The following is a 13,323-nucleotide window of genomic DNA, read 5'->3' as shown; positions in this document are numbered from 1 at the left end:
CCGGCAGTGATCGATGACTGACTCAGCGCCCAACAATCCCGTCTTGACCTTTGAAGGCAAGCGCTATGACCTCAATACACTCCCTGATGAGTTGAAAGAACTCGTTCGTGGAATGCAAGTCGCTGATGCCCAACTTCGCATGCACGAAGACACCCTGAAGGTGTTGGCGGTCGGTCGTCAAAGTTTGGCAACCCAGCTCAATGAACGGTTGAAGTCCGTCACGCCGATGCCAGAGGGATAGGGCTAAAACCGCTTATGTTTTCAATAAAAAAGAGGGCCTAAAAGCCCTCTTTTTTATTGAAAAACCAACGGTTAATCAGTTTCTGATTGATGCGGTGTGAACTGATAGTTCCGTGTGAGCTTAAATACAGTTCCTGAAAGTAGAAGCAGTGCGATCAAGTTTGGCAATGCCATTAATCCATTCAAGGTGTCAGCCACTCCCCAGAGTGCTCCGCTGGTGCCAGCGACTGAGGCGAAGACAACCATGGCCACCCATAACAATCGAAACGGCAAAATTGCAGAATCACCGAATAAGTAACTCGTACAGCGTTCTCCATAAAAACTCCAGCCCAAAATTGTTGTGAACGCGAACACAATTAATCCAATCGTTACGACCAAACCACTACCTGGAAGACCCTGATTGAAGGCAGCTATCGATAAATTAGCTCCGCTTAGACGATTTCCAGCTTCATCGAGAAGGGTATTGGCTTGGCTCGTAATGATCACCAGTGCTGTCATCGTGCAAATCACCAGGGTGTCGATAAACGTGCCGAGCATCGCAACGGTGCCCTGTCGAACTGGATCATCGGTTCGAGCGGCCGCATGGGCGATCGGAGCGCTGCCAAGACCCGCTTCATTGGAGAAGATGCCTCGCTTGAAACCCATCAGAACCACTTGACCAAACGCACCACCTGCCGCAGCTTCTCCGCTGAATGCATTACTAAAGATGGTTCCAAATGCACTGGGAACCTCTGAGGCGTTCAAGATCAGCAGCACCAAACATGCCCCGATGTAGAGAACAGACATCAATGGCACCAACGTGGAGGCGGCCATTGCGATGCGCCGAATGCCGCCGATCACAACTGCAAAGACAGAGGCTCCAAGAACAACGCCGGTGACCAGCCTTGGAACTCCTGCGCTCTCGAGTGCTGACGACACTTCGAAGGCCTGAACACCGTTGCCGATGCCAAAGCCCGCGAGCATGCCGAACAGAGCAAACAGGCCTGCTAACCAACTCCATTGGGAACCAAGGCCATTTCGGATGTAATACATCGGGCCGCCTACGTGGTTTCCCGATCCATCTGTTTCGCGAAACTTCACCGCCAGAACGGCTTCGGCGTATTTGGTGGCAATGCCAAAGATGGCAATAATCCACATCCAGAACACGGCCCCAGGTCCGCCAACGGCGATAGCTCCAGCCACCCCCGCAATGTTGCCGGTTCCGATGGTGGCGGATAGGGAGGTCATCAAAGCTTGAAAAGGAGTGATCTCTCCTTCGCTGCCATCCTTTGATGGGAGCAGAACCATCCGCACGCCATAAATCAGTCGTTGCAATGGCATGAACCGCAGACCGACCATCAAAAAGATGCCGGTTATGGCGATCAGCCCAACCGTTGGCCAGCCCCAAACAAGACTGTTGACCGGTGCATTGAAGGCTTCCAACGACGCATTGAAGTTGTCCATCCCGCTAAGCAATCTTGCCTGGATGGTGTCATGGCCGGCAATGTCCGGCAATGCGATCAAAGGGCCTCGAGACCTTCAAAGCGGAAGGTTTGGCATCCGGCGGGCGCATCGCCTTGCGCTTTTGTTTCGATTACCCGCTCTTGCAAGACCCAAGGACCGCCATCGTTGAGGGGGGTAAAGGTGTCTTTGAAACTGCTTTTCCCACCGCGCAATGCCCCAGTGGCTGGGTCGGAATATTGGCTTGTGTAGGTGTGGCTTAGATAGCCATCCCCGGTGTGGGTGACGTCGGTCGTGAAGATGGTGACAACAGTTCCATGGATGTGACGATGAACCATGGTGACAACGTCGTCTTTGATTCGGTAGCGGTCGCCTTCTCCTTTGCCTCCCACAATCACTTCGGTGCCGACGGCGTCTGTTTCTCCAGCAGTAAATGTGTTGTCGCTATGGGTTTGTTCGAAGCTTCTGCGGACGCGATGAATGGCGACTTCCCACAGCTGCGAATGAACAGCTTTCAGAACCTCTTCGTTGTCGATGCCCTCAACCTTTGCCTTGAGGTCGGCACCAATTTCAAAGGTGCCAGCCACGCTTTGATCGCCTTGAGTCCAGAGGCAACGCCCCCGATAACCAGAAAAACCAGGTGTCCAGGTGTAGCGATTTTCGTAGGCTTTCCGAAAGGTGTCGCGTAGATCGGATCCAGGCTTAATGGAGGTGGAGCTGGCTGTCACGTCTGTATTTCTGATTTCATCACCCTACCGAGATCGGCTCAATTTGATCGAGCTGATTGCCCAACCTTCATGCGCTCAGCACGTCGCGTGAACGTCCTGCAGGGCATAAATGCTGAGAGTGGGTTCGCTTTGCATGGCAGCGATCGCTTCCACAGCGGCGCGGGCGCCAGCGAGGGTCGTCACGGTGGGTACGGCGTAATCAAGGGCTGCACGACGCAAGTATTTGTCGTCGTGAGCTGCTTGGCGACCGATTGGGGTGTTGATGACGAGCTGTACTTGCTTTGAACGAATCAAATCTTCGATGTTTGGACGACCTTCATGCACTTTGAGAACCGTTTGCACAACTAGCGAGGCTTGTTCGAGGGTGTGGGCTGTTCCAGCGGTTGCCATCAGCTCAAATCCCAGCTCGATTAAGCGAGCGGCTACTGGCACGAGAGAAGATTTATCCCGGTCATGGGTTGATAGGAAAACGGTTCCTTGGGTGGGGAGCGCTTCGCCAGCCCCCAGCTCAGCTTTGGCATAGGCCATTCCAAAACTTGTGGCTGAACCCATCACCTCACCGGTGGATCGCATTTCCGGTCCAAGCACCGTGTCGGCTCCAGGGAAGCGTCGGAAGGGAAGCACTGCTTCTTTAATCGCTTGCAGAGGAGGTTGGGGTTCTTCGGTGAGCCCCACATCCGCGAGGGATTCGCCCGCCATTAACCGTGTGGCCAAACGGGCCAGCGGTTTTCCAGTGGCTTTGGCGACGAAAGGCACCGTGCGCGAGGCGCGGGGATTCGCTTCGATGATGAAGACAACTTCCTGACCATTGCTGTCGCGTTGCACAGCGAATTGGAGGTTGATTAACCCCTTCACCTTGAGGGAAATAGCCAACGCTTTGCTCCATTCGCGAATCGTATGCAGTGCGGATTCACCAAGGGAGACGGTTGGCAGGCAGCAGGCGGAGTCTCCGGAATGAATCCCCGCAGGTTCGATGTGCTCCATCAAACCTCCGATCACGACATTGCCGTCCTGATCAGACAACGCATCCACATCCACCTCAACGGCGTTTTCGAGGTATTGGTCAATCAACACTGGATGATCCGGTTCGACCTGTACGGCTTCGCGCATGTAGCGATTGAGTTCTTGTTCGTCGAACACCACTTCCATGGCTCGTCCGCCGAGCACATAGGAGGGCCTCACCACAACGGGGTAGCCCACAACGGTGGCAATCGCTCGTGCTTCCTCTTCACTGCGGGCCAAACCGTTGCGCGGTTGACGAATGGAAAGGTCTCGAAGGATCGCTTCAAATTGCTCACGATCTTCAGCGCGATCGATCGATTCAGGGGAGGTGCCCCAAATTTCTGTTCCGGTGACTTGTCCGTCTGGGCTGTTAAGCCAGCGCAGCAACGGAATAGCCAGTTTTAGGGGCGTTTGCCCACCAAATTGCACAACAACGCCGTTCGGACGTTCGGCTTCAATCACGTTGAGTACGTCTTCAAGCGTGAGTGGTTCGAAATAAAGGCTGTCGCTTGTGTCGTAATCGGTGGACACCGTCTCGGGGTTGCTGTTCACCATCACGGTCGTGATGCCTTGCTCCTGGGCTGAGAAGGAGGCATGGCAGCAGCAGTAATCAAATTCAATGCCCTGACCGATGCGATTCGGACCGCCGCCCAGGATCATCATTTTTCGTTGATCGCTCTTGCGGCTCACTTCCGTGGCACTTGGCTGGGTGATCAGAGTTCCGTCGGGTTGAAGTTTTTGAAGCGGCCGTTCGTAGGTGGAGTAGTGATACGGCGTGGTGGATGCAAATTCCGCTGCACAGGTATCCACGGTTTTAAACACGGCTCGCACATCGAGCTTGTGTCGATGCGAGCGCACGCTGAGTTCGTTGGTTCCCGTGCACCAGGCAATTTGACGATCGGAAAAACCGAGTTGCTTCAGTTCTAAAAGGGTCGAGGCACCGAGCTCATCCAACTGACGCCCGCGCATCAATCTTGATTCCGCGTCAACGATGCGACGGAGTTTGGCCAAGAACCAAGGGTCGATCTTGCTGATCCGGTGAATGTCGGCATCGCTGCGGCCGCTCACCATTGCTGTGCGCACCGTGAGGATTCGCTCCGGTGACGGTGTTCGTAGAAGGCGATCAATTTCGCTGTCGCTGAGGTTTGGCTCGTCCCTGTCGCCTCCCCAGCCTGAAAAGCCGGTTTCCAGGGATCGCATTGCTTTTTGGAACGACTCTTCGAAGCAGCGACCAATGGCCATGGCTTCACCGACCGATTTCATCGATGTCGTGAGAACGGCCGGACTGCCCTTGAATTTTTCAAAGGCAAAGCGAGGAATCTTCGTGACCACGTAATCGATGGTGGGTTCGAAGCAAGCCGGTGTTTGACCTGTGATGTCGTTGAGAATTTCGTCGAGGGTGTATCCAACAGCAAGGCGTGCAGCAATTTTTGCGATTGGAAAACCGGTGGCTTTGCTGGCAAGCGCAGACGATCGACTCACCCTCGGGTTCATTTCAATCACCACCACATCGCCGTTGGCCGGGTTGATGGCGAACTGAATGTTGCTGCCTCCCGTGGCAACGCCGATTTCACGAATAATGGCGATGGATTGATCGCGAAGTCGCTGGTATTCCCGATCGGTGAGTGTTTGCGCTGGGGCGACAGTGATCGAATCCCCGGTATGCACCCCCATCGGGTCGAGGTTTTCGATGCTGCACACGATCACGACGTTGTCCGCCAGATCACGCATCACCTCGAGTTCAAATTCTTTCCAACCGAGCAGTGATTGCTCAATCAAAATTTGCGAGACCGGACTCGCTTCCAGACCGCTTTTACAAATGGCGGCAAATTCCTCTGGGTTGTAAGCAATCCCACCACCACTTCCCCCAAGGGTGAATGCCGGTCGAATGATGCGAGGAAAGCTGCCGATCTCAGCGCCAACGGTTTCTGCTTCCTCCTGGGTGGAAGCGATGCCCGATGGACACACACTCACCCCAATTCGTTCCATGGCTTGCTTAAAAAGCAGCCGATCCTCGGCCTTCTGAATCGCCTGTAAGTCGGCACCGATGAGCTCCACCCCGAAACGATCCAATGTTCCGTTTTCAGCCAGGGTGACCGCGAGGTTGAGCGCTGTTTGCCCCCCCATCGTCGGCAAGAGGGCATCAGGACGTTCTTTCTCTATAACCTTCGCCACCACTTCAGGGGTGAGCGGTTCGATGTAGGTCCGATCAGCCATGCCCGGGTCGGTCATGATCGATGCGGGGTTGGAATTCACCAACACCACTTCAAATCCCTCTGCCCTAAGGGCTTTGCAGGCCTGGGTTCCCGAGTAATCAAACTCACAGGCTTGGCCGATCACGATCGGACCAGATCCCACCAGGAGGATGCGACGCAGATCGGTCCGCCGTGGCATGAGCTGTCGCGTTCAGTCAAACGCAATCAGCCTCTCACGCAGCAGAAACCGCGCCCCAGAATCCTGTTCTTGGCATTGGCCTCGCTACGGTGTGGTGATGAAGGATTCACTAGTGCAATGAGTGAGCTTCAGCGCCTCAAGGGGCTGCTGCCACCTGAAATGCAGAACTGGGTGTTCGTGGAATCGGCGGCGTCCGTTGATCCTCCCTTGATCACCCTTGAAGAGATTGGTCGGGACGAGGTGGAAATCCAAGTGGATCTCGACCAATGGGATGGCTTGGCCCTCGACCATCGCAACTTGCTGTTTTGGCACGAGGTTGGTCGGATTCAGAACGACACAATCCCTCGGGATGGTTGGGAAATGGCAGCCCTAGCGATTGGCTTAGGTGGCGCCATCGGTGAGCTTTGGGTGCAGGACGGCCTTCTATTAATGATGGCTTTAGGCCTCTCCGGTTTTGCCGGCTACCGCCTCTATCTCAAAAATAATTCCGAAAAGCGCCTCCAGGACGCGATCACCGCTGATGAACGTGCCATCGACCTGGCTTGTCGGTTCGGGTACAGCGTTCCAAATGCTTACCGCAGCCTTGGCGGTGCCTTGAAAGATCTTGTGGATAAAACCCGCAAAAAGCGGCGCCGAAGCTTCTACGAAGATCGCTTGGAAGCGCTGCGTAAAAGTGCCAGCAAGGCCCGAGCCGAAATGGCTCAGCAGGAGGGGTCTCGTACGTCAGTTACCAGTGAGAATGTTTATGGATAGTGAGCAGTTGGCAGAACTCGCAGCCGATGCATGCGACGACCGGAAAGCTGTCGATATCCGTTTAATCCGGGTGGATGAAGTGTCGAGCTTGGCTGACTGGATGGTGATTGCGGGTGGTCAATCAGACGTTCAGGTGCGAGCTATCGCCCAATCCGTCGAAGACCGCTTGGAGACCGATGCAGCACGCTTGCCTCTCCGCAAGGAAGGCCTAAATGAAGGGTGTTGGGCCCTACTGGACTACGGCGAACTCATCGTTCATGTGTTGATGCCAGAGCAGAGGCGCTACTACGACCTCGAGGCGTTTTGGAGTCACGGCGAAAGTCGTGCATTCCTAGCTTCGTCGACATCGGACAGCTGACGGTATGGCAGAGGCCGTGTCTTGCCCCGTTCCTCCAGAGCAGCGGCCCCTCGAGGAATTTCAACAGCTATCGACGTCTTGGTTTTTCTCGTGGCCGGTGGGCGACGAACCTTTCCTGACCAAAAGCCTGGCCATCAGCTGGATCATGGTGCTTCCGGTTTGTTTACTGGTGGCTAGCGGAAGTTGGGCATTGAAGCAGGATCCACCGCGACTCATTGTGGCTGGCGCCGTGTCGGCTCTTGTGCTCCCTTTGTTTTTGCTGATGCGGCAGTGGCTGGGTTGGACCTATGTGATGAAACGTCTGCTGAGCGAATCAGTGGATTACGAAGAATCGGGTTGGTACGACGGCCAAACTTGGGAAAAGCCCCTGTCTTGGCGTGAACAGGATCTTTTAGTGGCCCGCCATGAAGTGCGTCCGATACTCGGTCGTTTGGGTCGTGCGATGGCAACGGCGGCAGGCTTGATGCTGGTCGGTGCCAGCCTCTGTCAGGCTCTTTGAACTGAACCGAACCACCCCTAAAGATGACCCTCTCATCGGGTTTCAGCTCTGCTGCGCGGTCCGGACAGGCCCCACTTCAGGTCACCCTTCGTCGGGGAACGATCAGTGAGTCAGTCCATCGGGTTCATGCCGTTGTTTGCGATGGTCAGGGACGTGTGCTCCTGTCGGCTGGAGACGCGGGCTTTGAAACCTTTATTCGCTCCGCACTCAAGCCATTTCAAGCGCTGCCGTTTTTGAGCAGCGGGGCAGCCGATCAGATGGATGTTGGTGAGCGGGGGATTGCGATTAGTTGTGCATCCCACGCGGGCACCAATCCCCATGCGCGTGAGGCGTTCAAGCTGCTCTGGAAAGCGGAACTGGACCCTAGTCAGTTGCAGTGTCCTGTTCCTCTCCATGGAGATAGCCCGCTGCAGCACAACTGTTCGGGGAAGCACGCTGCATTTCTGGCGACGAGCCGGAAGATGGCCTGGCCTTTGGATGACTATCTGCAGGGCGACCATCCGGTTCAGGTGGAGGTCAACCGTCGGGTGGCCGAGCTGTTGGGATTACCGGCGGATGAGCTTGTAGCCGCTCGCGACGACTGCGGAGCGCCGACGCTGCGCTTGCAACTCGCGCAAATGGCCCTGCTCTATGCCCATCTGGGGGCATCCCGACACGCCGAATTGGAACAGATCAGCAGGGCCATGCTGGCTCACCCTGATCTTGTGGCAGGGGAGGGCCGTTTTGATACGGAATTGATGCGTCGCAGCCATGGTCAAGTGTTGAGCAAGGGGGGTGCTGAAGGGATTCAATGCCTCAGTCGGATCGGGGAAGGTTTGGGGGTCGCCATCAAAGTGGAAGATGGCTCCAGACGTGCCAAACAGGCAGTCGCCCTGTACTTACTACGGGAGCTTGAATGGTTGACTCCTCTGAGACTGCAGGAGTTAGAGGAAGACATGTTGGAGGTCGGCCCGGGGGTGAAGCTTGAAGTGAGCGGTGCGCTTCAGTTCCGGAACAGCTGAAGCAGCAGCTCGGCCGAAATCAGTGCTGGGAACACGCAGCTGTATGATCATTTGGCTGCCGCGGGGTAGAGCAGTCTGGTAGCTCGTCGGGCTCATAACCCGAAGGTCGGGAGTTCAAATCTCCCCCCCGCCACCACATCTGATTGAATTTGAGGTCCTCCATCGGAGGATCTTTTTTTTGGCACCGCGTCTTGATGAGTAGCTCCAGCCAGGTGGTCGAAGGTGTTTGGGACGCCATCGTTGTTGGTTCTGGAGCGAGTGGCGGTGTGGCCGCCATGACCCTGGCTGAAGGGGGGGCCAGGGTGTTGGTCATTGATGCGGGACCGAACCTCAGCAGCGGTGAAGCCCTGACGACTGAGCCCGGCAATTTGATGCGTCGTTTGGCTGGTCTGATCAGTGGCCAACATCGACGTCAGGCCCAACACCCTGGCTATTGGAAAGCCAACCCTCGCTTATACGCCGATGAGCGGTTGCATCCCTATCACCATCCGCCCGATCGTCCGTTTCTCTGGACCCGTGGTTTGCAAGTGGGCGGTCGCAGCCTCACCTGGGGCGGCATCACCCTCCGACTGTCGGATGAGGATTTCACGGGAGTTCAACTTGAGGGTGAAGAGGTGTCGTGGCCGATCAGGAGCCACGACTTAACGGCGCATTACTCCGCTCTCGAAAAATTGTTAAAGGTGCATGGTGGACGCAACCACCTTGGCCATCTTCCAGACGGGGCCACAGAGCCTCCCCTCCCGGCTACTGCCGCAGAACAACGCTTTATGGAAGCGGTTGCGGATCAGCTCGGCATCGATGTAATCCCATCGCGGGGATTTGGCCCCCACGATCCCAGCCGTGATGGCCCTTGGCCGCGTTCCAGCAGTTGTGGCAGCACCCTGCCCCGCGCCATGGCCACGGGCAGGGTCCAGCTGCTGTCAAATCACCTCGTCGAGCGGCTTGAGCTGGCGTCTTCGGGTACGAAGGCCACCGGGGTTGTCGCCGTCAACCAAGCCAATGGCAACCGCCATCTCATCAACGGGGATCTGGTCGTGTTGGCCGCTTCCACCATTCAATCGGTGTCGATCTTGTTGCGCTCGAGTGAGCAAGTTCAGCAGGGCGGTGTGGTGGATCCATCTGGGCGTCTTGGGACCCGGCTGATGGATCACGTATCCACTAGTCAGTTTTTTGCGTTTCCAGGGCTGTGCTCAGGCCCCCAACCACCCCTCACTGGGGCCGGAAGCTTTTTTATCCCGTTTGGACGGCATCTCCATCAGCCCCTTGATCAGCCGACATTCCAGGGTGGTTATGGATTGTGGGGTGGAATCGGACGTTTTGATCCGCCGGCTGTCCTGAAGCGTCGGGCCAACACCACGACGGGATTTTTGATTGGTCACGGAGAAGTTCTGCCCCGTGCTGACAACAGGGTGACCTTGCAGGGACAAGTGGATCGTTGGGATGTAGCTGTTCCCCATATCAACTGCCAATGGAGCGTCAATGAATTGGCGATGGTGGATCACATGCGCGGTCGGATTCAGGCTTGCATTTCTGCCGCCGGGGGGGAACCCTTGCCAATCAAAGACCTGTTTCACCTGCCTTTGGTCGAGCCCTTTTTGAAAGGCGCTGTGGCCTTAAGCGAAGGTGCAGCTCCGCCTGGCTACTACATCCACGAAGTGGGAGGGGCTCCATTCGGTTGTGATGAACGCACCAGTGTTCTCAATGCCAGCAACCAATTGTGGAGAACACCAAATGTGCTGGTTGTGGATGGCGCTTGTTGGCCAACCTCCGCTTGGCAGTCTCCAACGCTCACGATGATGGCGATCAGTCGTCGCGCTTGCCTCCTCGCCCTTGAGGCTCGGACTGCATAAACAAATCGTCGAGATAGCGCTCGCTTACGGCCCGATTGTCGCTGCCGTTTTGGAAGAGAAAGTGGGCTAGTGCCGAACTCATCACTCGGTATTGATCCCAGGTGGGGTGGTCTCCAATGAAATCTTTCATGCCGCGGTAGAGCACTTCGGGGATTTCTGCTTCCAGACTCACGTAGGAATGCGAAGGCGATGAAACACTCATGGTGAGCGGAGGCGTGCTTGTGGAAACAACAGCGTCTGTTGCTCCCAACCCATGACATTTCTCCAAATGATTTCGATCCATTGAGCCTCGCTCTGACTCGTTGACGTCCATAAGAAAGCCATACAAACCCCGTATTCGTCAAAACAACTGATTTTTGAAAAAGCCGTGGATGAGACTTGGCAAGAAACTAGTATTTGCAATCGATTTAAGGCTTTCGGTTGGGACGCTTAACCAAGGCTTTATCCAACCGAAGTCCAATCGAAGTGCCCGTCAAGACAGTTTTTGTTTTTGGTTCTCTCTTCACAGGCTTCAGGAATGATGGGCATCTCAACGAACTGCTTGTGGAAATTGGGACCGATGTTGTGGAAAAAAAAGGGAAGACGTCCCTGCTTTTTTATTGATTAATAAATCTGATATTCGGAAAATCTCACTAGTTCTTACTGAGACTGGTCGCGCTACTCGCTTGAATTGCCTGGTTTTTCTTAAGGGTTCCGAGGAAAATCTTTGGAGGCTTTTGAGGTTTGGCTCAACGTGAGGGGACCGAGCGGGTGCTCAGCGTGGGGGTAGGGGGGATGGTGATGCCCGTGCTCATGCTCGTGCTCATGGCTGTGAGCCTCAAGCGGGACACCATTGGGTTGGCAAGCCCCCGTGCATTCCCGCTCGCAGAGCGTGCAGCTCTCGGCCAATCCCTCCACGTGATGGTGGTGACTCTCCTGGGCTCGTCCCACATCCTGTTCAAAGCCCAGCACCTGGGCTCTGTACTTGCAGAGGGAGCAATTCATTGCGGTATCTCCACGGAGCACCTCGTCCACCCGCTCTCGGAACGTGTCCACCACCATCGGGTGTTGGCCTAGATAGCCGGCCGAGAGGAACTCCACATCGGGATAGTCAGCCGCTACGAGGTCTGTGTGCTGACGGATTCGACTGACGAGAACCCCTGAAAATAAAAAATAAGGAACCACAACGATGCGGCGGAAACCCAAGCGAACCACATGTCGAAGACCAGGGTCCACGAGGGGGAATGTCACGCCGGAATAGACGGTTTCACCCCAGCCAAAGCCAAAACCCTCCACCAACATCCGAGTCACTTTCGCCACATTTGAGTTGGCGTCGGGATCGGAGGATCCGCGCCCAACGACTACGAGCAATGTTTCGGAGACGGGGATGTCGTCGGATGCGCGGTGCAAGGCTTCTTGGACCCTGGACCCTGCTGCAGCCACCATCAATCGATCAACGCCCAACTCGCGGCCGTAGTCGATGGGCAGGCCCGTTTCCGCGGTGTACGTATTTAAAACGGAGGGAATGTCGTTTTTGGCGTGCCCTGCCGCAAACAACATGGCGGGGATGGCTAGAACTTTGGTGACTCCCTGTTGGCGGAGTGATTCCAAGCCCTCCCTCAGAATCGGTTGGGCGAACTCCAAGTAGCCATGCTCTACAGGCATGGGAGCAAGCTTGGGCCGAAGTTGTTCGACCATCTGCGCAAATTCTTCAACGGCAAGCCGGTTGCGGCTGCCGTGGCCACAGATCAGAACCCCAAGGCGTTCAACGGATGGTTCTGCTTGGAAGTCGGCCAAGGCGCTCGTTTCGCTATACGAATGCTAGACCCTATTCGGCGTGCAGCAATGGATCAGGCTCCCCTCGCTCTATCCAATGCGCAAGCTCAAGATGCAGCCTCTGTTGGCGGCATGTGTCCGTCTCAGGCTGAGTTGCCCGATTTACTGAAGGGCTGGACCGGACCGCGGCCCTTGCGGGTCTGCGGTGGTGGGACAAGTTCAAGGGCAGCAGCCCACAACCAGTGGACGCTTGATCTGCGACCGCAACTGAATCGGATTGCCTGGCAGAGCTCTGATCAGTCCGTGTGGGTTGGTGGCGGTTGCCGGATGGGGGATGTGCTTCAGGCCTTGCTTCCCCATGGTCGATCCATTTCGACCGGTTTGTCTGGTTTGCCTGGACTCGGCTATGTCTTGACGGGCGGTATGGGGCCCCGCAGTCGTGCGCTGGGTTTGGCCATTGACCACCTCCTTGAGATCCGTGGAGTGTGGGGAAATGGAGAGGAATTTTGGCTGCAGCGCCAACACGATGGCGATGCAGCTGAGTGGAGAGCCCTTTGTGGTGCCGCGCCGTTTCTGGCTGTCGTCACGGAGGTGCGTCTGCTCACCCATCCGCTGATTCCGCTCTGGGTCGAGCAGTGCCGTGCTTCATCTGATGCACTCCCCGATTGGATGAACGAGGCTGAAGCGTCTGACCCGTCGATCAGCCTTCAGTGGCATTGGGGAGATGCTGACCAGTTGGACATCTTGCGGGTGTACGACCAAGACCCTGGTCTTGGAGGAATGCAGTGCATCGACGGTTTGCATCAATTGCCTGCCCTCGTGGTTCCCCGTCCGGGTGCTCAGCGTATGCACTTTGAGGTTGTTGGACTCTTGGGGCCAGCACGGGCCGCTGATTGGAACGAGTGCATGCCCCTTCTGCGGGATTGCATGCGTCGCCGTCCCCACCCTTCATGCAGCCTGTCGTGTCAGCAATTGGGAGGTGCCACATCCCTGGTACCGGCTGGTCTCACCTCGTTCCACCACCGTGACGCTGTTTGGAAGCCTTGGATTACGGCGGGTTGGGTTGCCGGTGATTTGGCGATGCGTCAACGCAGCTTGCGCTGGCTCGAGGAGCTTTGGTCTGTCTTGCAACCGCTCTGCCCAGGTGTTCATCTGGCTCAACTTCACGACCATCTGCCGTTTCATCAACGTGAGCTTGAGCAAGCGTTTGGAGAATCGCTGCCTGGTTTGAAAGCTCTGAAGAAGAAGGTCGACCCCGCTGGCAACCTGCCGCCGCTCTGATCTACGGTCGCGGCAGCCTACG

Annotated in this window: 12 protein-coding genes and 1 tRNA gene; 8 read left to right on the top strand and 5 right to left on the bottom strand. The window is 56.1% G+C overall.

Annotated features, from left to right (window positions below):
* The first annotated feature begins 13 nt into the window (after window positions 1–13).
* Window positions 14–241, top strand: coding sequence for a DUF6447 family protein (locus BL107_RS09555; protein ID WP_009790137.1), 228 nt, complete (start codon window positions 14–16; stop codon window positions 239–241).
* Window positions 242–312: 71 nt separating this feature from the next.
* On the opposite strand, the gene BL107_RS09550 is transcribed toward BL107_RS09555, so the two are convergent.
* The 3 genes from BL107_RS09550 to carB form a co-directional block, all read right to left on the bottom strand.
* Window positions 313–1,683 carry a sodium:alanine symporter family protein gene (locus BL107_RS09550; RefSeq protein ID WP_037988972.1) on the bottom strand — a complete coding sequence of 457 codons (1,371 nt, stop codon included), beginning with the start codon at window positions 1,681–1,683 and terminating at the stop codon, window positions 313–315.
* A 56-nt stretch (window positions 1,684–1,739) separates the two neighbouring features.
* Window positions 1,740–2,408, bottom strand: a complete 669-nt coding sequence (locus BL107_RS09545) for a DUF3386 domain-containing protein (protein ID WP_009790135.1) — start codon at window positions 2,406–2,408, stop codon at window positions 1,740–1,742.
* Window positions 2,409–2,483: 75 nt separating this feature from the next.
* Window positions 2,484–5,804, bottom strand: coding sequence for a carbamoyl-phosphate synthase large subunit (gene carB, locus BL107_RS09540; RefSeq protein ID WP_009790134.1), 3,321 nt, complete (start codon window positions 5,802–5,804; stop codon window positions 2,484–2,486).
* Between the two features lie 117 nt (window positions 5,805–5,921).
* Here carB and BL107_RS09535 point away from each other — a divergent pair, with 117 nt between their 5' ends.
* The 6 genes from BL107_RS09535 (at window position 5,922) to BL107_RS09510 (ending at window position 10,265) form a co-directional block, all read left to right on the top strand.
* Window positions 5,922–6,557, top strand: coding sequence for a DUF3318 domain-containing protein (locus BL107_RS09535; RefSeq protein ID WP_009790133.1), 636 nt, complete (start codon window positions 5,922–5,924; stop codon window positions 6,555–6,557).
* Window positions 6,550–6,915: a ribosome silencing factor gene (gene rsfS, locus BL107_RS09530; protein WP_009790132.1), complete on the top strand. Its 366-nt coding sequence runs from the start codon at window positions 6,550–6,552 to the stop codon at window positions 6,913–6,915. Before BL107_RS09535 ends, rsfS begins: the two co-directional genes overlap by 8 nt.
* A gap of 4 nt (window positions 6,916–6,919) precedes the next feature.
* Window positions 6,920–7,414: a CGLD27 family protein gene (locus BL107_RS09525; RefSeq protein ID WP_037988443.1), complete on the top strand. Its 495-nt coding sequence runs from the start codon at window positions 6,920–6,922 to the stop codon at window positions 7,412–7,414.
* Window positions 7,415–7,437: 23 nt separating this feature from the next.
* Complete coding sequence (locus BL107_RS09520) at window positions 7,438–8,415, top strand: asparaginase (RefSeq protein WP_009790130.1); 978 nt, start codon at window positions 7,438–7,440, stop codon at window positions 8,413–8,415.
* A gap of 59 nt (window positions 8,416–8,474) precedes the next feature.
* Window positions 8,475–8,551 (top strand) — tRNA-Met (locus BL107_RS09515).
* A 58-nt stretch (window positions 8,552–8,609) separates the two neighbouring features.
* A complete protein-coding gene (locus BL107_RS09510) occupies window positions 8,610–10,265 on the top strand; it encodes a GMC oxidoreductase (protein ID WP_009790128.1) in 1,656 nt (551 codons plus the stop codon).
* Here the strand turns inward: BL107_RS09510 and BL107_RS09505 are convergent.
* On the bottom strand, window positions 10,219–10,548 hold the full coding sequence (locus BL107_RS09505; protein ID WP_037981811.1) for a DUF2811 domain-containing protein: 330 nt from the start codon (window positions 10,546–10,548) through the stop codon (window positions 10,219–10,221). The two genes, BL107_RS09510 and BL107_RS09505, sit on opposite strands and share 47 nt — an antisense overlap.
* 401 nt (window positions 10,549–10,949) lie before the next feature.
* Window positions 10,950–12,041 carry a sirohydrochlorin chelatase gene (locus tag BL107_RS09495; protein ID WP_009790125.1) on the bottom strand — a complete coding sequence of 364 codons (1,092 nt, stop codon included), beginning with the start codon at window positions 12,039–12,041 and terminating at the stop codon, window positions 10,950–10,952.
* Window positions 12,042–12,089: 48 nt separating this feature from the next.
* Between BL107_RS09495 and BL107_RS09490 the strand changes: the two genes are divergently transcribed.
* The gene (locus BL107_RS09490) at window positions 12,090–13,301 is read left to right on the top strand and encodes an FAD-binding oxidoreductase (RefSeq protein ID WP_009790124.1); all 1,212 of its coding nucleotides are present in this window, start codon (window positions 12,090–12,092) and stop codon (window positions 13,299–13,301) included.
* Window positions 13,302–13,323: the final 22 nt, after the last annotated feature.

Source organism: Synechococcus sp. BL107, assembly GCF_000153805.1.
In the GTDB taxonomy this organism is placed as follows: Bacteria; Cyanobacteriota; Cyanobacteriia; order PCC-6307; family Cyanobiaceae; genus Parasynechococcus.
The sequence above is the reverse complement of the archived record's forward strand: the minus strand, read 5'-3'. Positions and strand labels throughout refer to the sequence as shown.